General features: G+C 52.5%; 21 protein-coding genes. 16 read left to right on the top strand and 5 right to left on the bottom strand.

What is annotated here, in order from left to right; all coding sequences use genetic code 11:
- The first annotated feature begins 172 nt into the window (after positions 1–172).
- A complete protein-coding gene (gene pitA, locus I6L53_RS13360) occupies positions 173–1,675 on the top strand; it encodes an inorganic phosphate transporter PitA (RefSeq protein ID WP_042319820.1) in 1,503 nt (500 codons plus the stop codon).
- Positions 1,676–1,745: 70 nt separating this feature from the next.
- Here pitA and I6L53_RS13365 read toward each other — a convergent pair whose 3' ends face one another.
- Positions 1,746–2,480 (bottom strand): dTMP kinase, encoded by a 735-nt coding sequence (locus I6L53_RS13365; RefSeq protein WP_042319823.1) that lies wholly within the window; start codon positions 2,478–2,480, stop codon positions 1,746–1,748.
- Between the two features lie 171 nt (positions 2,481–2,651).
- Here I6L53_RS13365 and I6L53_RS13370 point away from each other — a divergent pair, with 171 nt between their 5' ends.
- The 7 genes from I6L53_RS13370 (at position 2,652) to lptG (ending at position 9,224) form a co-directional block, all read left to right on the top strand.
- A complete protein-coding gene (locus tag I6L53_RS13370) occupies positions 2,652–3,395 on the top strand; it encodes a nucleoside/nucleotide kinase family protein (protein ID WP_042319825.1) in 744 nt (247 codons plus the stop codon).
- Positions 3,396–3,406: 11 nt separating this feature from the next.
- A complete protein-coding gene (locus I6L53_RS13375) occupies positions 3,407–4,159 on the top strand; it encodes a nucleoside/nucleotide kinase family protein (RefSeq protein ID WP_042319828.1) in 753 nt (250 codons plus the stop codon).
- 147 nt (positions 4,160–4,306) lie between these two features.
- Positions 4,307–5,644, top strand: a complete 1,338-nt coding sequence (locus tag I6L53_RS13380; RefSeq protein WP_042320107.1) for a lipopolysaccharide biosynthesis protein — start codon at positions 4,307–4,309, stop codon at positions 5,642–5,644.
- Positions 5,641–6,465 (top strand): hypothetical protein, encoded by an 825-nt coding sequence (locus I6L53_RS13385; protein ID WP_042319831.1) that lies wholly within the window; start codon positions 5,641–5,643, stop codon positions 6,463–6,465. The genes I6L53_RS13380 and I6L53_RS13385 overlap by 4 nt, the downstream gene beginning before the upstream one ends.
- A 52-nt stretch (positions 6,466–6,517) precedes the next feature.
- A complete protein-coding gene (locus tag I6L53_RS13390; RefSeq protein WP_042319834.1) occupies positions 6,518–7,078 on the top strand; it encodes a YtfJ family protein in 561 nt (186 codons plus the stop codon).
- A gap of 11 nt (positions 7,079–7,089) precedes the next feature.
- Positions 7,090–8,160 (top strand): LPS export ABC transporter permease LptF, encoded by a 1,071-nt coding sequence (gene lptF / locus I6L53_RS13395; protein ID WP_042319836.1) that lies wholly within the window; start codon positions 7,090–7,092, stop codon positions 8,158–8,160.
- Entirely contained in the window at positions 8,157–9,224 is a 1,068-nt protein-coding gene (lptG, locus tag I6L53_RS13400; RefSeq protein ID WP_042319840.1) for an LPS export ABC transporter permease LptG, read from the top strand. Before lptF ends, lptG begins: the two co-directional genes overlap by 4 nt.
- 87 nt (positions 9,225–9,311) lie before the next feature.
- Here lptG and spt read toward each other — a convergent pair whose 3' ends face one another.
- Genes spt through I6L53_RS13420 form a run of 4 tightly spaced genes read right to left on the bottom strand, consistent with a single transcriptional unit; the run spans position 9,312 to position 13,405 of the window.
- The gene (gene spt, locus I6L53_RS13405) at positions 9,312–10,484 is read right to left on the bottom strand and encodes a serine palmitoyltransferase (RefSeq protein ID WP_042319842.1); all 1,173 of its coding nucleotides are present in this window, start codon (positions 10,482–10,484) and stop codon (positions 9,312–9,314) included.
- Complete coding sequence (locus I6L53_RS13410; protein WP_042320110.1) at positions 10,471–10,731, bottom strand: acyl carrier protein; 261 nt, start codon at positions 10,729–10,731, stop codon at positions 10,471–10,473. The genes spt and I6L53_RS13410 overlap by 14 nt, the downstream gene beginning before the upstream one ends.
- Positions 10,732–10,760: 29 nt before the next feature.
- A complete protein-coding gene (locus tag I6L53_RS13415) occupies positions 10,761–11,675 on the bottom strand; it encodes an NAD-dependent epimerase/dehydratase family protein (protein WP_042319845.1) in 915 nt (304 codons plus the stop codon).
- Positions 11,672–13,405: a fatty acyl-AMP ligase gene (locus I6L53_RS13420; RefSeq protein ID WP_217124947.1), complete on the bottom strand. Its 1,734-nt coding sequence runs from the start codon at positions 13,403–13,405 to the stop codon at positions 11,672–11,674. The genes I6L53_RS13415 and I6L53_RS13420 overlap by 4 nt, the downstream gene beginning before the upstream one ends.
- 391 nt (positions 13,406–13,796) lie before the next feature.
- Here I6L53_RS13420 and I6L53_RS13425 point away from each other — a divergent pair, with 391 nt between their 5' ends.
- The 8 genes from I6L53_RS13425 to I6L53_RS13460 all read left to right on the top strand — a co-directional run bounded on the left by I6L53_RS13425 (position 13,797) and on the right by I6L53_RS13460 (position 21,447).
- A complete protein-coding gene (locus tag I6L53_RS13425; RefSeq protein ID WP_042320111.1) occupies positions 13,797–14,921 on the top strand; it encodes a hypothetical protein in 1,125 nt (374 codons plus the stop codon).
- Positions 14,922–15,218: 297 nt separating this feature from the next.
- The gene (gene deoC, locus I6L53_RS13430) at positions 15,219–15,920 is read left to right on the top strand and encodes a deoxyribose-phosphate aldolase (RefSeq protein WP_042319851.1); all 702 of its coding nucleotides are present in this window, start codon (positions 15,219–15,221) and stop codon (positions 15,918–15,920) included.
- Positions 15,921–15,978: 58 nt separating this feature from the next.
- Positions 15,979–16,911: a ribokinase gene (locus tag I6L53_RS13435; protein WP_042319853.1), complete on the top strand. Its 933-nt coding sequence runs from the start codon at positions 15,979–15,981 to the stop codon at positions 16,909–16,911.
- A gap of 1 nt (position 16,912) precedes the next feature.
- Positions 16,913–17,413 (top strand): RbsD/FucU domain-containing protein, encoded by a 501-nt coding sequence (locus I6L53_RS13440; RefSeq protein WP_042319855.1) that lies wholly within the window; start codon positions 16,913–16,915, stop codon positions 17,411–17,413.
- Positions 17,414–17,425: 12 nt separating this feature from the next.
- On the top strand, positions 17,426–18,463 hold the full coding sequence (adhP, locus tag I6L53_RS13445) for an alcohol dehydrogenase AdhP (RefSeq protein WP_042319856.1): 1,038 nt from the start codon (positions 17,426–17,428) through the stop codon (positions 18,461–18,463).
- Positions 18,464–18,467: 4 nt separating this feature from the next.
- Positions 18,468–19,622, top strand: coding sequence for a mandelate racemase/muconate lactonizing enzyme family protein (locus I6L53_RS13450; protein WP_042319858.1), 1,155 nt, complete (start codon positions 18,468–18,470; stop codon positions 19,620–19,622).
- Between the two features lie 14 nt (positions 19,623–19,636).
- On the top strand, positions 19,637–20,587 hold the full coding sequence (locus I6L53_RS13455) for an aldo/keto reductase (RefSeq protein WP_042319859.1): 951 nt from the start codon (positions 19,637–19,639) through the stop codon (positions 20,585–20,587).
- Positions 20,584–21,447 carry an amidohydrolase family protein gene (locus I6L53_RS13460; RefSeq protein ID WP_052425385.1) on the top strand — a complete coding sequence of 288 codons (864 nt, stop codon included), beginning with the start codon at positions 20,584–20,586 and terminating at the stop codon, positions 21,445–21,447. Before I6L53_RS13455 ends, I6L53_RS13460 begins: the two co-directional genes overlap by 4 nt.
- Positions 21,448–21,458 lie beyond the last annotated feature (11 nt).

Here is a 21,458-nt window from a genome sequence, read left to right on the forward strand (position 1 = left end):
CATCATTTTTATTTTTACATTGAAGATAAATTGTACCACTACGATTCAATTCCGCCCTGGCACATAAAGCAAGCCTGATGTCGAATCAAAAAAACAATATTTCACTTTGCCGAATGAATAAAGTCACCGATAATGCGCCCGTTCGTCTCTTCAAAATGGCGGTATATTCCCTATGCTACATTTATTTGCTGGTCTGGATTTATATACCAGTTTGATGCTTTTACTTGCGCTGGTCTTTGTCCTGTTTTACGAAGCGATTAACGGATTTCACGATACCGCTAATGCGGTTGCGACCGTTATCTATACCCGTGCTATGCAACCCCAGTTGGCGGTGATAATGGCTGCGGTCTTCAACTTTTGTGGCGTTCTGCTCGGAGGCCTCAGCGTCGCGTATGCCATTGTGCACATGCTACCTACGGATTTACTGCTCAATATGGGCTCGTCGCATGGCCTCGCGATGATTTTTTCTATGTTACTGGCGGCGATAATCTGGAACCTGGGAACCTGGTATTTCGGTTTGCCCGCTTCCAGCTCCCATACCCTGATCGGCGCGATTATTGGCATTGGGTTAACCAACGCGCTGATGACCGGAGCCTCGGTAGTCGACGCGCTAAACATCCCGGCGGTGGGCAATATTTTTGCTTCGCTGCTCGTTTCTCCCGTCGTCGGAATGGTCATTGCTGGAGGTCTTATCTTCCTGCTACGCCGCTACTGGAGTGGGACGAAAAAACGCGATCGCATCCACCGTCTCCCTGAAGAGCGAAAAAAGAAGGGGGGAAAAAAGAAACCGCCTTTCTGGACGCGTATTTCCCTTATCTTCTCCGCGGCTGGCGTGGCTTTCTCTCACGGCGCGAATGATGGTCAGAAAGGGATCGGTCTGGTAATGCTGGTTCTGGTGGGGATCGCACCGGCCGGATTTGTGGTGAACATGAGCGCGTCTGGTTACGAAATCACCCGCACACGCGACGCGGTCAACAATCTTGAAGTTTACTTCATGCAGCATCCCGACTCGTTAAAACAGGTCGCCGACAAGACTCAACCGATTGCTCCCCCTCCGACAGCGGATACCACACCAGCGCCGGAATTTCATTGCCGCCCGGCGAACACAATGGAAGCGCTTGATCGCGTCAAGACATTGTTGCCAGCCAACCTTGAAAGTTACGACACATTAAGCGTGCCGCAACGCAGTCAGTTGCGACGCATCATGCTCTGCATCTCTGATACGGCAGATAAAGTGGCGAAACTGCCGGATAGCAGCCGGAGCGATGTGCATCTGCTGAAGAAACTGAAGACCGATATGCTGAGCACGATTGAGTATGCGCCTGTCTGGATAATCATCGCGGTCGCGCTGGCGCTGGGTATGGGAACCATGGTTGGCTGGCGTCGCGTGGCAACCACTATTGGTGAAAAAATTGGTAAGAAAGGCATGACCTATGCCCAGGGGATGTCGGCGCAGATCACGGCGGCAATCTCAATCGGTCTTGCCAGTTATATCGGGATGCCAGTCTCTACTACGCATGTACTCTCTTCTGCCGTTGCAGGCACGATGATTGTCGACGGTGGTGGATTGCAGCGAAAAACCGTCACCAGCATTGCGATGGCCTGGGTATTTACGTTGCCTGCGGCAATTCTGCTGTCGGGAGGTCTGTACTGGGCTTCCCTGCAATTTCTCTGAGCCAACTGACGGTTCAGGCAGAGCAGGATACGCGTGAAAATGCCCAGTTAACCAGACTGGGCATAAATGCTTACTGAGGGTATAGACCCGATACAGTTTGATGACTGGCGCGGTGATGGTAGCCACGGGTAGCCATAAACTCCGTTATTGCTTTTTCCACATCCACCAACACCTCATCCAGCGGTTGATTTGCATTGATATCGACCAGTGGCGCGCCGCCAAAGGTCAGTTGCGGTGTTATCGCTATTTTTTGTGCCAGCGCTTCTCTACGGTGATCGGGTTTACGGGCACAGGCAACATCAAGATCAACATTCAGCTTTATCACTAAATCCGGCACGTGGCTGGCCATCCAGCTAAACGCCGCGCGTTCCTGTTCGGCCAACCAGGAAACGAAGCGACTTCCGCCTGCATTAGCAGGAAATACGGTGCCATCATAGGCTCCGGGAATTTGCATTTGAGGGTATCGATCGGCTAATACAATTAACCCACGACGTCGACACGCCAGCATACGACGAAAGCGCAATAACCGACGGACCACAAAGGACATAATCACTAACGCGGGTACAGGACCAGGTAATTTTTTGGCTGTTTTGACTTTATTGCGCTCAATGGTTTTACCTAATGACTTTCCCATTAACGGTAATTTAACCACGGCACGTCCCACATTTCCTGCCTGTTTACCTAAATGCACTTTTTCTGCCGGACCATATTTCTGCAAACAGTTCAGAAGATGTTCACAGACCGTTGTTTTCCCCGAGCCATCACTGCCGATGACGGCTATTAGCGGAGGCTTTATTGACTCCATAAATATTCCTTTAATATAAAATTACCGCCGTGAATAATTTATTATCACAATATCCTCTCGGATATCTCTATTAATACTAAAACGACAATTACCCATTGTCACAACTTTGTTGAACAGATATTCTGAGTTTCCATCGGCAATATACAATCATTTATTTAAACTGGATTATTCGTGAGTCAATATACTTTTTCTTCTATTAATCCCCCTCTTACTCGGGTGATTGCTATAGTCGGCTGCGATGGTTCAGGTAAATCAACCCTTGCGGCCAGTCTGGTCTCTCTTCTGGCAACGCAACTGCCAACGAAGCGGCTTTATCTCGGACAGTCTTCTGGCCGCATTAGCGAATGGATCGAACATGTTCCCGTCATCGGAGCTTCGGTGAGCCGTTACCTGCGGACAAAAGCGGCACGTGTCCACCAGCAACCCTCGTCGCCGCCAGGAAATATCACAGCGCTGGTGATCTTCCTGCTCTCCTGCTGGAGAGCGTACAAATTCCGTAACATGCTGATCCAGAGCCAGCAAGGCACGTTGTTCATCGTTGATCGTTATCCCCAGGCGGAGGTGCCCGGGTTTCGCTTTGACGGTCCACAGCTGGCCAAAACGGCTGGCGGCAACGGGTGGGTGAGGCTTCTTAAAGCACGTGAACTCCAGTTGTACCAATGGATGGCTTCCTGGCGGCCTCTGCTGCTGATCAGGCTGGCTATCGATGAAGAGACCGCATTCTCACGTAAACCTGATCACCCCCTGTCCGTTCTTCAAGAAAAGATCGCGGTCACGCCGCATTTAACGTTCAACGGGGCGACAATTCTCGAATTGAATGGCCGGGAATCAGCGGAAAAAATCCTTAGCGAGTCATTACGCTCAATTCAGTCCTCTCTTCACGATCACCGGATCGGGTTTACTCGCCCTTTTTGAGACGCAATGACATGGAAACAGAAAACTTGAGCTCCTTGCACGCGCCATTACCTGAATATATTCCCGGGCTTATTGCCGTAGTCGGTTGCGATGGCACCGGCAAATCCACGCTGACAACGGATCTGGTTAAAAACCTGCAAAAGAGATGGGTGACCGAGCGCCGCTATTTAGGACTGGTTTCCGGAGAGGACGGCGACAAAATTAAGCGCCTGCCGCTAATCGGTACATGGCTTGAGCGACGACTGGCGGTTAAATCGTCAAAAACGCAGAGCATGAGTACCCGGGCTCCGGCGCTCTGGGCGGCGCTGATTATGTACGGGTTCTCGTTGCGCCGGATGGCTAATTTGCATAAAGCCCGACGACTGGCGCAAAGCGGCGTTCTGGTGATCAGCGATCGCTACCCTCAGGCCGAAGTTTCCGGCTTTCATTATGACGGGCCCGGCATTGGCGTTGAGCGAGCGACGGGCTGGGTGAAAACGCGTATGGCGAAACGCGAATCCCGCCTGTATCAGAAAATGGCGTTATACCGCCCCGAGCTCATCATTCGTCTTGATATCGATATTGATACCGCATTTTCCCGCAAGCCCGACCACGACTACAACGAACTGCGCGACAAAATCGACGTTATGGTGAAAATCACCTACAACGGCTCAAGAATTCTCGATCTGGATTCCAGAGCGCCCTACCGCGAGGTACTGGAAAAGGCGCTGGCTGCCGCATCCGTTACGGCACGGAATTCTCAGCGCAGAAGAGTGGTGTCATGACACTTCTGCGTCCACCGAAGTCGGGGTGCACCCAAAGCGAAAGAATGTCTGAACTCAGGCGCTGTGCAATTTGCCAGCCTGAGATTTTATGCTGGGCGGGTTTGCTCCTGCTGAGTGATGATTAACCTGCCAGACGAGTTTTCTCCCATGAAAAGGTGGTTTGCCGATGGCGCGTTTCGCACCATCATTCGTAATAGCGCCTATTTAGGCTCCAGCAATGTGGTGGGCGCCCTGCTCGGTTTACTGGCGCTCTCCTGTGCGGGTAAAGGCGTAACGCCAGCAATGTTTGGCGTGCTGGTCATCATCCAGTCGTATACCAAAGCCATCAGCGATTTTGCCAAATTCCAGACCTGGCAACTGGTCGTTCAATACGGAACCCCCGCGCTGGAAAGCAATAACCTGCCGCAGTTTCGCGATGTGATCGCTTTTTCTTTTAGCCTGGATATCGCCAGCGGCGCGGTGGCGATCCTTTGCGGAATGGGATTACTGCCGTTTCTTTCGCATTCGTTAGGTCTTGATGCAGACAGCTTCTGGCTGGCAATGCTGTACTGCACGCTGATCCCCTCCATGGCGTCATCGACCCCAACGGGGATATTACGGGCGATGAATCGCTTTGATTTGATCGCCGTCCAGCAGGCGACCAAACCCTTCCTGCGCGCACTTGGCAGCGTTATAGCCTATTTCGCCGACTTCGGATTTGCCGGCTTCGTGGTCGCCTGGTACGCCTCGAGCCTGATCGGCGGCACGATGTACTGGTGGTTCGCTGCACGAGAACTGCGCCGCCGGAATATTCACGGCGCGCTACGTCTGCGCCTGTTCGGGTCGGCACGCCGTCTAAAAGACGCATGGAATTTTGTCTGGTCAACCAATGTTGCCCACACTATCTGGTCTGCACGAAACTCGTGCAGCACGGTATTAGTAGGAGTCGTTCTTGGCCCTGCCGCCGCCGGGCTGTTCAAAATTGCGATGACCTTTTTCGATGCAACAGGCACGCCGGCGCAGTTGCTCGCCAAAAGCTTTTATCCCGAAGTGATGCGTTTAGATCCGCGTAGCAAAAAACCATGGCAGTTAGGAATGAAATCGGCACTTCTCGCGGGCGGGATCGGCATCCTCGTGGCGCTTGTCGTCGTGATTGTCGGTAAGCCTCTCATTTCGCTGGTTTTTGGCGTGAAATACCTACAGGCGTATGACCTCATCCAGATTATGCTTGGCGCAATTATTGTATCGATGCTGGGATTTCCCCAGGAATCACTGTTACTGATGTCCGGCAAACAGCGGGCTTTTTTGACTGCGCAGATCATCGCCTCCATCGCCTACGTTGTCCTGCTGCCGGGACTGTCGCATCTCTTTGGCGTGGTCGGCGCGGCCTTTGCCTACTTCGCCGGACAATGCCTGGATGTATTGCTTTCACTGATCCCGACGCTACACGCTTATCGCCATCGTCGTAGGTTACCCTTTACCGCGGCCAAAGAGAGTCACTCATGACGCACCAAAAATTCTCGCCTGACGTTCTCCAGCGCCTGTTTGTGGCGGTGGAAGAAGATGACAATGTGGATCGCCATGTCGTACTGCCGGAGCGCGTGCAGATCGACTGCAGCGGGGACAATATCCGCCGCTGTTATGATTTATGCCTCCAGTTTTGGGAGGAGGGTTTTACCCGGAAGGCGTTACTGCAGCTAGTGCTGAAACAATTACGAGGCAGTAATCTGTCAGAAGACGAGCGGATACAATACAAATACATTCGTGCGCGCTATAAGCATTTACGCTTTGCTCAGCGACTTTACCGCAAAAACCATCACTCAGGTTGGTTATTCAGCAAAACTACCGTTATTCTTGGCCATTTCCAGGACGGATTTCGTCACGGAAATAAAACGATTATTGCCACTTATGGAAAGCGATTGCGTGTTTACCTGAGCCTCCCCATCTCGTGGGTCGTCCAGCTTTCCCTGCGTCACAGCCGGTTAGAGACGGCAAGCGGATTTACGACGTATTGCCAGTCGCAGATGCGCACGCTGCGAGAACTTATTGCCAGACCGCAGCTGACGGGAAGTGAATTCCACACTATGCGAAAAATCATCAGTCAGCAGGTTTCTTATTACGACACGTTACGTTCTCTCGATCCGGACAATCACGAGGCTCGCGCTATCTCTCGCTTTCTCGCGGCAATTAACGGTCTGATGGGAGACCGGCATGATGAGATGGTGGCCGATGCGATGGAAATGAGAAAACCGTACGATGAGCCCTGCGCACTCGACAGTGATATCCGCGAACGTATAGCGCAATGGCTCGCCCGTTATCCCCTGTAGATTGCCCGGCACTGAATCCCCTATCCCGACTCAGCGAAATAAAGGATCTACGATGCTGCTACGTCGATTACTGATGACTTCACTTCTGCTCTCGCCATTGCTGGCGTCAGCGCATAACTTTATCGATGGCCAGCCGGTTAAGTCGATTTTCATTTCGGATCGCGGCGAGTTGTTACTGGATAATCACGATGCATTTAGCTACCGAAACTGGAATACCGGTGAACTGGCGGGAAAAGTGCGCATTGTTCAGTATATTGCCGGGCGAAAATCCGCAAAAAAGAAAAACTCAATGCTGATTAAAGCCGTTAAGGCCGCCAATTTCCCCCTGGACCGCTTTCAACCTACGACCATTGTGAATACCGATGATGTGATCTTTGGCTCTGGTTTTTTCGTCCTTGGCAAAATAGAAAAAAACAAACGCCGCTACCCGTGGGCACAATTTATCATCGACAGCAGCGGACTGGGCCGCAGAACCTGGCATCTCAATGAGATGAGTTCGACCATTCTGGTGCTGGATAAAGAAGGCCGCGTTCTGTGGGCAAAAGATGGCGATTTGACGCCAAAAGAGGTTCATCAGGTTATCGCGATGGTACAAAAGATGGTTAATGAATAGCCGGGCCCGCGATGAAATTAATTGAACGCTACATCATGACCGGTATTCAACGACTGGTAGCGACCCTCGTGGGTTTCCTTACCTTTATTTTCGCCAGCTATTGCGCACAGCGCTACCTGACCGAAGCGGCAAACGGTACATTAGCCCTGGGCGTCGTGCTGGACGTTGTCTTCTACAAGGTACTGATTGCGCTGGAAATGCTGCTCCCCGTCGGATTGTATGTTTCTGTCGGCGTTACCCTCGGTCAAATGTATACGGATTCCGAAATCACGGCGATATCTGCCTCTGGCGCTGCGCCTTCACGCCTTTATCGCGCAGTGATGATCCTCGCCATTCCCCTGAGTATTCTGGTGGCGTTACTGTCACTGTATGGCCGCCCCTGGGCTTATGCGCAAATTTATCAGCTACAGCAACAGTCGCAGTCTGAACTGGATGTTCGTCACCTGCAGGCGAGAAAGTTTAATACCAACAACAATGGACGGATGATCATCGCCCGGCAGGTTGATCCTCACGCAGCACATCTCAGCGATGTACTGATTTATACCTCCGCAGGCAACAGGACCAGTATCTTCAGGGCGCATAGTGTTGATGTTGTCGACCCATCGCCGTCGACCCCCTCAGTGATATTGCACACCGGTACCGCCTATGTTCTGGCCCATCAGGGCAGTGATGACAACGAGCAGTTTTTTCGCAATCTCAAGCTGAACCTGAAACCATTCGACCAGAGCAATGAGGTCAGACGCAAGGCAAAATCCTTCGCAACGCTCTCCCGCTCCGCTGACCCTGCTGATACTGCCGAGCTGCAATGGCGGGAAAGCCGCGGAATCAGCGCATTATTAATGGCGCTGTTGGCGATCCCGTTAAGCCGTGTCAGACCACGCCAGGGACGATTTTCCACGCTGCTCCCGCTCACGCTCTTATTTGTCATCATTTTTTATGGCGGCAATATTTGCCGCTCGCTGGTTGCCAACGGCGCGTTACCCGTGACTCCAGGCCTGTGGCTGATTCCACTGCTCATGCTGGCTGGCCTGTTTCTTCTGCTGATCCGTGACGGCACTCTGCAATGGAGGATTCGTCAGTGAGTATTTTCAGCCACTACTTGATACGCAATCTGTTTTTGGGATTTGCGGCGGCTGCGGGATTATTGCTTCCCCTGTTTACCACCTTCAACCTCATTAACGAACTCGATGATGTGGCCCCTGGCGGATATCGCTGGACGCAGGCCGTGATGGTCGTGTTGATGACATTACCCAGAACCCTTATCGACCTTGGCCCGTTTATCGCGCTGCTCGGCGGTATCGTCGGGCTGGGTCAGTTGTCGAAAAACGGCGAATTAACCGCAATACGCATCACCGGCTATTCGATTTTCAGAATAGCCATGGTGACGTTAAGCGCAGGACTGATGCTAACCGTGGCCCTGGGTGCCATTGATGAATGGGTTGCCTCGCCATTGCAACAGCAGGCATTGCAGATAAAAACGCGCTATACCCGTCAGGATGCGGCAGGAAACATTTTGTGGGCCCGGCGCAGCAATGAGTTTGTGACGGTAAAATCGCTGGACGAACATCACCAGCCATCAGGTATTGAGCTGTTTTACTATCGGGAAGACCGCACTCTGCAACGGTATATTTATGCGCAAACGGCGACCATTTCAGATACTGGAATCTGGCAGCTTGCGGGGGTAAACCAAAAAGAGTGGGCCAACGGTAAAGAAACAACGGAGACGAAAGAGAAGCTGGCATGGTCATCTCTCTTTGCAGACATGAGCCTGCAAGAGCTCACCCTGCCCGGCAGCAGCTTTTCAGTGAAGCAACTCATGCATTATATTTCCTATCTGAAGAACACAGGTCAACCCAGCCTCGAATTTACACTGGCGTTATGGCAAAAGTTAGGACATCCGCTTTTGATCCTGGCGATGATTTTACTGTCCATCCCTTTCACTTTTAGCGTCCCCCGCGCCCCTGGACTGGGAAGCCGCTTAGCCGTCGGCGTGGTCGTTGGATTATTGACTTACGTCTGCGATCAGATCATCGTCAACCTCGGGTTGCTGTATTCTCTTAACATGCCGATGACGACGCTCGCACCGCCGGCCTTGCTCATGACGGTAGCGTTAATCCTGGTTTTCCGATTCGATCGCCAGCCCTGATATCACATCATCAAACAGAATAATGGGTTGGACGTTCAGAAACCGCAGCGTTTATTCTCAGAGAGTAACCGCTGCGGGCAGAGCCTGTTATTTTTTGAGCTGCGCAAATGCCTGAATAATTGCATCAATTTGCTCATGGGTATGCGCAGCATTAACGCTGCAACGCAGTAGCGTGATTCCGGCAGGTGCTGCCGGTGGCAAAATAAGATTCACATAAACACCTGCGGCAATCAGTTCGCGCCAGACGCGTAACCCTTCTTCTTTCGCGCCGATAATGACTGGCACCACGGGGCTGATGTGCGAACTCAGCTCATAACCCAGTTTTTCAAGCCCTTCATATAATCGCACTGCGTTATCCCACAGCTTTTGACGCAACTCCGGTTGCGCAGCGATCGTTTTTAACGCGGAGCGAACGGTCGCAATGCTCGACGGAGAAGGCGATGCGGTAAAGATATAAGGGCGACTGGCGTAACGCAGAACCTCCATGCCCTGAGCACCCACGGCAAAACCGCCAATCGAAGCCAGGCTCTTACTAAAGGTTCCCACAATGATGTCGACGTCCTGCTCCACCCCGGTCGCTTCCGCCAGTCCTCGCCCCGTAGCCCCCATCACGCCAAAGGAGTGCGCTTCATCAACGATCAAAAAACCGCCCAGCCGTTTTTTGATATCGACAATCTCGACCAGTGGCGCTATGTCGCCCAGCATACTGTAAATGCCTTCGACAATGATGATGGCATCTTTGGCGCGTTCGCCGAGACGCACCATACGCCGCTCCAGATCTTTCGCATCGTTATGGCGAAAACGGATAATTTCTGCGCCCCCTAACGCGCAGGCATCATAAATACTGGCGTGGCTGTCAGCATCCAGTAATACCACGGCATTATGATTGGCAAGCGTGCTGATTATCCCTAAATTGGCCGTGTAGCCTGTGGAGAAAACGATCGCAGACGGTCGGCCAAAAAACTCGGCTATCTCCTGTTCTAAAGCTAAATGCGGTCCATAGCTTCCGTTCGCCATCCGCGAACCGGTCGTTCCCGTCCCCTGGTTAGCTAATGCCGCCTGCCCCTCAGCAATCGCCTGCACATTAAAGGTGAGCCCCAGGTAATTATTGGTACCCGCCAGAATAACCTTTTGGCTACCAATCCGCCCTTCCGTTGCGGAAAACACTTCATCTATACAAGTGCCAAATGGGTTAATCCCCGTCATTCGAAATTGTTCCCGCTCGCTGGCGAGGCGCGAGAATTTATCATAAAGACGCATTGAGACTCTCCAGACAGGGGATTAACGCTTCCATTAATTGAGCCGGCGTTTTTACATCCAACAAAATGTTAATAGGGATAGAAATATCGAATTTATCTTCCAACAACATTAATAGATCCATAACGTGAATTGATTCCAGTCCAAGATCATTAACCAGGTCGCTATCAGGATGAATATCCACACCGCTTTCGACCATCCCCTGTAAACAGTGAAGAGTGTAATCCATTACTTCTTTATGATTTATCATAGAAAATAACATACCTGTAATCTGAATAATCAAAATAACCCCTGGAGTAACGCATGTTCCAGGCTAACCCTGGGGGACCAATTTATTTTCTCGCACAGACATTGATTATTTGCCGACCAGTCAGAATGAATTAACTCACAAACCTTACTCCGGGTTAACATCGGCTCTTTTCCGGCAAACCGACTGATTAACGTACTCGCGTCGGCAAGCAATACGAGCAACGGCAGCGGAATGTTCACGGTCCGAACCGGCCTGTTACGCACCGCAGCCGCAATGTCCTGAAGACGTTGCCAGTTGTAGCCACCCGCAACGCCATCGCACAATTCGTAAGGATAAACTGGCGTCCGATCAGACATGAGCCATTGACTGACGGCCTGAGCCAGATCACTTACATGTAAAAATGACAATCGGGTATCAGCCGCACCAAATCGCGGAAGATAACCGCGCAGCATTGTGCGAAACAACGGGGTTAACTCTTTATCACCGGGTCCATACACCGCCGTAGGGCGAAAAATACCCAGCGTAATTCCGCCGGTCATCGCCGTAAGCCGTTGTTCAGCGACATACTTGGAATTTGCATACCAGGAGAGTTCAGGGTGACGTGCCGCAAGCGACGAGATGAACAGAAAGCGCTGACAACTGCCGCTCTCTTTTGCGGCCTGCATCAGTCGCTGGCTACCTTCAACATTACACCGGGTGAAGATCGCTTCTTTGTGTCCCCGAACCTGCCCAGCACAGTGGACGACATGCTCCGCCCCAGCGACCAGTTGCGCCAGCGTTTCGCTCTCTTCCAGTGAACCCCGGATCCAGACCAGATTATTGCGCGCGTCCTGACGAAGCGTTCGGGTTAACGCCCGAACGGAAAAACCGCGGGAAAGCAGATCCTCAATGATATGTTTCCCGATAAAACCGGTCCCTCCGGTCACCGCAATCGTCGTACTCATTGCACATAATCCGTCACGGGGCTCGATGAATTTAGCGACTCAGGAAAGATATTCAGATAACGTTTTTTCGCTTCCGCACGCGCCGGTTTCCCGGAGGATGTCCGCGGAATACTGTGCGGCGGCAATAGCTCGATACTAACAGAAACGCCAAACTCACTTTGTATCCGGGCTGTCAGACTATGAACGATCTGCGCACGGCGTTCTTCACAACTGACCCGACACTGAATCTGTAAAATAATCCGCTCCTGGGACGTCACAAACGCTATCGCATCGCCAGAGTGAATTTCCGGTTCCTGTTCCGCAATATACTCAATATCCTGGGGCCAGATATTCCGACCACGAATGATGATCAGATCTTTTATACGTCCCGTCACATACAGGCAGCCATCCAACAAATAGCCCAGATCCCCGGTATCCATCCACCCTGTTGACTGGATTTCCTTTTGTGAAACCGGATCCTGAAAGTAACCGTTCATCAAGCTCGGACCTGATATACAGATATGGCCCACTTCTCGTTCAGGAAGCGGGTTCCCGCTTTCGCCACGAATTTCAATACGGTGACCCGGAAGCGCTTTGCCGCAATTCACAAAGGTAGAAATCGCCCGGGTGTACTTCGTTGGCGCAACCGCTTTACCCTGGTATTCGAGTATGTCGCGATCGACGTCACTCACCAGGAGACCCGACGCCTCGTCGGAAAAACTCACCGCAAGCGCATTTTCAGCCAGCCCGTAACACGGCATGAAGGCTTTGCTGTCAAATCCCGCGCGCTGGAAACATTCGCCAAACTGATTGAGTTGCCCGGCAGAAATAGGTTCTGCTCCCACACCGGCCACCCGCCAGCAGGAGAGATCCAACCCGGCAAGTTCGTTATCATTGATGCGACGCAAGCATAAGTCGTAGCCGAAAGGCGGTGCCACGGAAACAGTGCATCGGTTCTTACTGATTAATTTCAGCCACTGTAGCGGGCGCATGGCGAAATCCTGCGTGCGCAGATAATCCACAGATAGCTGAGTCGCCACAGGCGTTAGCAGAAATCCCACCAGTCCCATGTCGTGATAAAAGGGCAACCAGGAAACGCAGCGGTCGCTGTCGCGTAATTTGATACCATCATGGCTAATCACACGAAGATTCGACATCACTTCACGGTGGGTAATAATGACACCGCGTGGGAAACGCGTACTGCCAGAAGTGTACTGGAGATAGGCAATATCGTCCGGAGACGGCAGTGGCAGTTCGATATCCTTTTCCGGTAACGTATTAAATTGTGCGTTGCTCAGAATATGGATTGCCGCCCCATGATCGTTGACAACATTGATCAGTGACAACCATTGGTCGCTGCTGATAATAACCGCAGGCTGACAACTGGCTAACAGGCTCAGCAACTTAGCAGAATAAGAATCGCGTTGCCCAACGCCCATCGGAATGGCCAGCGGTACGGCCACTAAGCCTGCATACTGACAGGCAAAAAAGGCTTCGACAAAACCTACGCTGGTTTCCGCAATCAGCGCGACACGATCGCCCTTATTGAGATTCAGCGAAAGCAATCGCCGCGCCCCGGCTTTTGCCCGGTCTTTTAGCTGGCGATACGTCAGTACAGCTTCAGGCTGGTTGCGTCGATCATAAAAATTCATTCCTGCATTTCCCAAAGCGGCATAGTCCAGAGCTTCCGCCAGGGTTGAAAAGTCAGCATAACGCATAGGAAGAGAATGCGTTGATATTCTATTGGACATATGCACCATGAAAATGTTTGAATGTAAAATCGCTGGATATACAAAACGAATAATCGGCAGAGGATAATATAAATTAAACAGTTATTAAACAGCACCTCTTTTTCTGAAAAACAGCCATCACCATTACAAATACTTTCCAGCATTTCAATATTGACGGAAATGATATTCTTTACACATATATTTCATCTCCTTTCCAGAATAAACAATTATTATTCTTTTCCATAATCATCACTATTTAACGTTTCATCTTCCCGCTTTATCGACAAGCGCATAAAGTGATAAAAGAGATAAACGGGGATTCAGTAGTTTATTTCGTTTTCGGATAACCATGTTACCTCATGGTAATAAATGTAATTATGTTTATTTCTGCACTTTTTATTTAGGGCTGTTTATGATTCAGATACAAAAAGTCATGAATAAACATGACCTCAACGCCTTTATCTCTTTCCCTTCTTCACTCTATTGCGCTGACGACTGTTGGATAGAACCTTTGCATTTTGAACGCGCAGAGCATCTGTCGGCAAAAAATCCAGGGTCCGAACACATCTACTGGCAGGCATGGATCGCAAAAAAAGCGGGACGGGTTGTCGGGCGAATCACCGCGCAGATTGATACCCTGCATCGAAAACGGTACGGTGACGATACCGGGCATTTTGGCACGATCGACGCCATCGACGATCCTGAGGTCTTTAGCGCGCTGTTTGCTGCCGCCGAAACCTGGTTGAAATCCGTCGGGGCGCGAAAGATCACTGGCCCTTTTAGCCTGAACATTAACCAGGAAAGTGGTCTGCTGGTTGAGGGTTTCGGGACGCCCCCCTGCGCACTCATGCCACACGGTAAGGCCTATTACGGCTCCCGGGTCGAACAACTTGGCTATACAAAAGGGATCGATCTGCTGGCCTACTGGATGCAGCGAACCGATTTATGTTTCTCGCCATCGCTGCTCAAACTGATGGATCAGGTGCGTAAAAAGGTGACTATCCGCAGCATTAATCACAAGCAGTTCAGTGAGGAAATGCAGATTCTGCGAGAAATTTTTAACTCCGGCTGGCAGCATAACTGGGGGTTTGTCCCTTTCACGGAACATGAATTCGCCACCATGGGCGAGCAACTCAAATTTCTTGTCCCGGACGATATGATTCACATTGCGGAGATAGATTCCGTCCCCTGTGCATTTATTGTTGGCCTGCCAAATATTAATGAGGCTATCACCGATCTCAACGGTCGACTGTTGCCGTTCGGTTGGGCCAGACTGCTCTGGCGACTGAAAGTGAGCGGCGTCCGTACCGCACGGGTGCCGCTGATGGGGGTGCGTCAGGAATATCAATTCAGTCGTATCGGCCCGATCATGGCTTTGCTGTTAATTGAAGCGTTACGCGAACCGTTTGCCAGACACCATATCGACGCGTTAGAGATGTCCTGGATTCTGGAATCCAATAGCGGGATGCGTGCGATCCTGGAACGCATCGGCGGGGTTGCCTACAAGCGCTATCGTCTTTACGAAAAACAAATCTGACAGCAGCAGGAGGAGAAGGCGCGCCTGTTTGGTAAGCCTCCCCCTCTCCTGTTCTGGATTGCATCGACAGCGATGTAAGCAATGACGCTTTTCCTGCCAAAAACCATATTCTGAATAATCCTCCCCTTTCTGACGGCTTCCAGCCCCATGAAATTGCGACTGATGTCGCAAAAATTTCACCCTGAAAATTCTGTCCATATAGCCGGGATTCTTGCCTATCACACATTTTCTGCCCTCTCCCTAAAGTAGGCCTTAGCCCATAACGTATGTTTTTTCAGCTAACAGGAGTCGCAGTAAATGATCGATTTTAATGACCCACGTCAGGTAGCCAAGGCCATTCAATTCACGAACGTCAATCCTGACCTGACCCGAGAAGGTCTGATCCAGCATCTGAATATCTGCATGGAATATCAGTTTGATGCAGCAATGATAGCCCCCTGCTGGGTCTCCCTTGCCAAAGACGTGCTGAAAGGAACAGGGGTTCGTGTCGCCACCACCGTAAACTTTCCGCAGGCTAACGACACTACCGCAATGAAAGTGGCCGTCGTGCGAGAACTGGCAAAAGAAGGTGCCGATGAGTTTGATTTCCCACCGAATCCAGGTTTTCTGTTGGGGGGCGAGGATGCGCTTTATCTCCAGGAACTGAAGGACGTCACCCATGTTGCCCATGACCTGGGAATGAAAGTCAAAGCCATGCTGGAATTTGGTTTCATCACCGAGGAAGCGATGAAAATCAAAGCCACCCGTTATGCCTATGAAGCCGGTATTGACTGGGTGAAACAGTCAAGCGGCTGGGGCAAAGGGGGTTGTGCCGCCACAGTAGAAGATGTTCGACTTCTCAAAGCGCATATCCAGGCGCCTTGCCGGGTCAAAGTCTCCGGTAAAGTGAATACGATTGAAAAAATGAAAGAGATGTTCGTAGCGGGTGCTGAATTAGTGGGGACCAGTTCCGGTCCTGAACTGGTCAAAGGACTGGTTGGCGACATCAACGCCTATTAACCGAAAAGTGCCGCTGGCAGCAGCGGCACGACGCCCTGCACAATTTAAGGAGTATGTGATGAGTGTATTTATTCTCGGCAGTTATGCAAAGGCGCTGGTCATGACCGCTGAACGTATCCCGCTCGCCGGAGAAACGCTGATCGGACATAACTTCCGCCAGACATGGGGAGGAAAAGGTTCCGATATGGCGGTTCAGGCCGCTCGCCTGGGAGCCGACGTCGCCTATAGCGGCGTGGTGGGAAATGACACGTTCGGCAATGAGTTTATCGAACTGATGCAGGAAGAAGGGATCAACATTGATGCGCTGACCCTGACCAGCGAACTGCCCACTGGCGCAGGCCTGATCGTTAAGGATGAAGAAGGACGCAATGTCATTGTCGTGGACATGGGTGCCAATAAGCTCTTTACCCCTGCTCTTGTCGATAACGCGCTGCAACAACTTAAAAACAGCCACGTGGTGTTAACTCAATTAGAGATCCCACTTGAAACAGCGCTCTACGGTTTGAGAAAGGCCAAAGCGCTGGGTAAAACAACCCTTCTCAACCCGGCACCTGCCAGAGATCTTCGTGGACTCGATCTGAGCGCGGTTGACTTCCTGACCCCGAATGAAACGGAGGCTCGTGTTGCGCTGGGGCTGGCTCCGGACGATCCGCTCAGTAACCGCGAAGTCGCCGACAGGCTGCTGGAAACGGGATGCCGCTATGTTGTGATGACGCTGGGTGAAGCGGGCGCGGCGGTTTTCACCGCTGACACAACGCTGGAGATACCGCCCTGTCTGGTCAAAGTCGTCGATAGCAACGGTGCCGGCGACAGTTTTAACGCCGCGCTTGCCGTAGCGCTTGACGAAGGCAAACCCGTTAACGAAGCCGTTCTGTTTGCTAACGCCACGGCGGCGCTGTGCTGCTCAGACTGGGAAACGGTTCCCTCTTATAAATATCGCAGCGATGTCGATACCTGGATGCAATTCAACCTGAGTCGAAGGAATCCATAACATGAGACCCGACAGAATTTTACACCCCGAGCTTGCCGCAGCATTAGCCACGTTAGGCCATACCGATATTGTGCTGGTCACCGATGCGGGATTCCCGATTCCTGCACAAGCGAACCGGATCGACCTCGGCTTCTGGCCCGGTCAGATTGACGTCCGGGAGATCCTGCGTGTACTGCGTAAGGAACTCTTTGTTGAAGAGGTGCATTTTGCCAGCGAAGTCCGTGATTGCCATCCGCAGTTGTATCGCGAAGTGCAAACGATCTACACCGGTTCTGGCGCGGAATTCTTCGCTGCGAGTCATGAAACGCTGTGCCACGAGATTGCCCAACAGGCCAGGCTGATTATTCGCTCTGGCTCATTCGAACCCTGGGCCAACTTCGCCCTTGTCGCCAGCACCGATCCGTTTGCCTGGTTCACTGACGCGTCAGGCGTACAGCCGCTTCCCGCCTATGTTGCACGACGCCAGCGTATTGTCGACAACATCGTACCGGAACTTAACTGACAGGACATGATGATGAAAGCAGCAGTAATCAGTCAGGCGCAGCCGGGCAAAGTGGAATTTCGCCATCAGGCAGTCCGGGCGTTAGCCTCCGGCGAAGCGTTGGTTAACGTTGAATGCTGCGGTGTCTGCCACACCGATTTACACGTTGTGCAGGGGGACTTTGGCCCGGTGCCAGGGCGTATCCCCGGACACGAAGGCATCGGGATTGTCAGCGCCATTGCCGACGACGTGACCAGCCTGAAGGTGGGCGATCGCGTCAGTATTGCCTGGTTTTACGAGGGTTGTGGCGTATGCGAATACTGTGTCAGCGGGCGGGAGACCTTCTGCCGCAACGTAAAAAATGCCGGTTACAGCGTTGATGGCGCGATGGCAGAGCAATGCATCGTCAAAGCGGACTACGCGGTGAAAGTTCCGGAAGGTCTGGATCCCCTGGTGGCCAGCAGCATTACCTGCGCGGGCGTGACAACTTACAAAGCCGCTCAGGTTTCGGGAGTCCGTCCGGGGCAGTGGCTGGCAATCTGGGGTGCAGGCGGTTTAGGCAATATGGCGATCCAGTTTGCGCGCAATGTGTTTAATGCCCGCGTGATCGCCATCGATATACAGGATGACAAACTGGCGCTGGCCAAAGAAAGCGGCGCGGAAATCACCCTGAACCCCGGTAAAGAGGATGTCCCCGCTCGTATTCATGAACTGACCGGCGGCGGCGCGCATTCGGCGATCGTTGTTGCGGTGGCGCGCTCGGCCTTTAATCAGGCGGTTAACAGTGTCAGAGCCGGGGGAAAAGTAGTTTGCGTAGCGGTTCCTGCTGGCGAGCTTTCACTGAATATTGTCAAAACGGTTCTGGATGGCATCCAGATTGTCGGCAGCCTGGTGGGAACCCGTCAGGATTTGGCGGAAGCCTTCGGACATGCGCTGGCCGGGCGCGTTCGCCCCATCGTGCAGCCTCGAAAACTGGAGGAACTCAATGCCATTTTCAGGGAGATGGACGACGGCACAATCCAGGGAAGAATGGTGATTGATTTACGTACCGTGCAGCGCACAGAGGAGTGAGGCAATGAAAATTACAGGCTGGCGTACGCTAACGACCTGGCATCACTGGGAGAGACCGATTGGTGATGTCAACGGTACCATCGAGTCCGGCGTGACCGAAGTGCCCATACTGATGCTGGAAACAGACGAGGGGATCACCGGCATTGGCCTGGGTGGACATGCCGACATCGAACGCGTCTTCCCGGCCATTGAAGGTGAAGATCCCCGTGCAGTAACCGCACTTTACGATCGCATGCTGGCCTGGGTTTTCAAGAGTGGTCACGCCGGTAGCACCTTCGGTGCCATTGGCGTTGTCGACATGGCCCTATGGGATCTGAAAGCAAAGTGTGCGGGAGAACCGCTCTGGCGGCAGCTTGGCGCAAGACGTGGATTCGTTCCCGGCTACGCTTCGGGACTGGATTACCCGCTCTCACTGGATGCGCTGGTCGCGTTGCATCAACGTTTTGCCGAACGAGGATTCAGCGCGTTCAAACTCAAAGGCGGGCTGGACGTTGAGCAGGATCGGCAGCGCTTTACGGCGGTCAGGGAGGTTTATCTGCGCAACACCCCTTCGCCAGTCATGATGCTGGACGTCAATGAATCAATGAACAGCAAACAGGCCGTCCGTTACATCAACCGCTTGCAGGAAACGCTGGATCTGAGCTGGATTGAGGAGCCAGTCCGTCGCTGGGATGCCACCGGTCACGCCGCGATCCGCCAGCAAATCTCCTGCGCGGTGGCGACGGGAGAAAACCTGACGGGCATTGAACAGTACCTGCCATTACTGAAGGAACAGGCGGTCGATGTCCTGCAGGCGGGGATGTGCTGGGGAATTACCCATTTTCTGCGCGTGGCGAATCTGGCACAGGCGTTTAATCTTCCGGTCAGCCCCGTCGGCTACAACGCGAATCCCGTCGCCCATGCCGCTGCCGCGGTCGCCAATCATCTGAGTTGTGAAGTGCAGGATCTGAATTTTCCGTTGGGTCTACAGGTAGATCAACGCATAGAAAATGGCGGCATCCTCTTGGGCGATGAGCCCGGACTGGGGATTTCCATTGATGAAACGGCGATTCAGTCGCAGCAGGATAAGGGGAGCTGGACAATTGCCCGGGGCCCTCATGTCAGACCGGAACGTGCCGGGCTAAGGCTAACGCTCCAGTCACCATTACGCGAACAATGATAAAGGACAAAAAAATGAAAACCGTATCTCTGGGTCACACAGGAATTCAGGTACCCGTTCTCGCGATGGGAGCGGCTTCGCTGGGTAGCATCTATCATCCCGTGTCCCAACAGCAAGCCAATGAAACGGTGGCAACCGCACTAAGTCATGGCGTGAACTATTTTGATGTTGCCCCCTATTACGGACTCACAAAAGCCGAAACGGCATTAGGCGCCGCGCTCAAGGGCGTTCGTCGTGAACGTTACACCCTTGCCACCAAGGTAGGACGCTACGGTGACAGCCTTTGGGACTTCTCGCGCGATGCCACCCTACGCAGTGTGGATGAGAGTCTCAGCCGTCTGGGGTGTGATTACATTGATGTCATTCAGTGCCACGACATTGAATACGGGGATATGACGCAGTTGCTGGATGAAGCGCTACCAACGCTTCGTGAGCTCCGGGACAGCGGCGTGGTGCGCCACATTGGCATCACCGGATACGATCTGCCGCTGCTCGAACGCGTCGCCTGCGAGCAGAAAGTCGATACCGTCATGGCCTATTGCACATGGACTTTACAGGACCGACGACTGGGAGCCGTAGCGCAACGGTTGAACGAAGCCGGTATTGGCGTCCTCAACGCGTCTCCTCTCTCAATGGGACTGTTGACCCGTTCAGGTGCGCCGGACTGGCATCCGGCCCACGACGATGTCCAACGCGTGTGTCGCCGCGTGTCTGAACTGTGTGATAGCTATGGCGTCAACATTGCGCAGATAGCCCTGCAGTTTGCTCTGACGACCGCGGCTGAGCACGGTATCGCCTCCACCGTCATAGGGACAGCCAGTGCCGGGAACATGCTTGATAACGTCCGCTGGTCTGAGCAACCGCTCGATCCTGAACTGCTGGACAACATTAACGCCCTGATGGCACCGGTGCTAAACATCGGCTGGGATGTATTGCCGGGTAACGGCGGGAAGGCGCAGAAATGAGAACCCTCGACAGTCATCTTCACCTCTGGGATCCGTGCTTGTTGCGCTATGACTGGCTTCGCGACCTGCCGTCATTAAACCGGACCTTTATGCCGCAGGAACTTGCCCGTCAAGTCGGCGCGCCAGAAGCGGCGATTGTAATTCAGGCCGACTGCGCCGCGGAACATGCGATTAAAGAGGTGAACTGGCTGAATCATCTGGCTGATGACAGTCCGGTCGCCGTGGCAGGTATTGTCGCCTGGGCACCTCTGGAATGCGGTAACGCCGTCATTCCTTATCTGCATCAGTTACAACAACTTCCACGTGTGGTGGGCATCCGACGTTCCCTACAGAACGAAGCGCTGGAATGGTTCTACAGCGCGGACTATCGCGCTGGTCTACTGGCCGCAGTAGAAAAAGGCTTTGTCATTGATATGTGCGTCAGAGCGGCGCAACTCCCGGCCCTGTTTGATCTGATGACATGGCTCTATGAACGGGCACCGGAAGCTCGCGTGGTTCTCGATCATATGGGCAAACCGGCCATCATCCGTAATGAATGGCAAGAATGGGCGGAGGGGATCAAGAAGTTGGCAACCTTCCCCAACCTCGTCTGCAAGATCTCTGGACTCCCGACGGAGGCCAACTGGGAAAACTGGCAACCCGAACAACTGAAGCCCTGGATACAGCAGGCCATAACCACATTTGGCGCTCAGCGCTGTTTATTTGGCGGAGACTGGCCGGTTGTTGAACTGGCCGGAGGCTACACCCGCTGGAGGAATTGCGTAACTGAAGCCATTACGTCTCTGTCGCCGGAGGAAATAAACGCAATAATGGTTGATAACGCCAGAAATATATACCTGAGCAAAGCCAAAAAAGGTTAATAAAATCGTAT

This window comes from Citrobacter farmeri, from assembly GCF_019048065.1.
In the GTDB taxonomy this organism is placed as follows: Bacteria; Pseudomonadota; Gammaproteobacteria; order Enterobacterales; family Enterobacteriaceae; genus Citrobacter_A; species Citrobacter_A farmeri.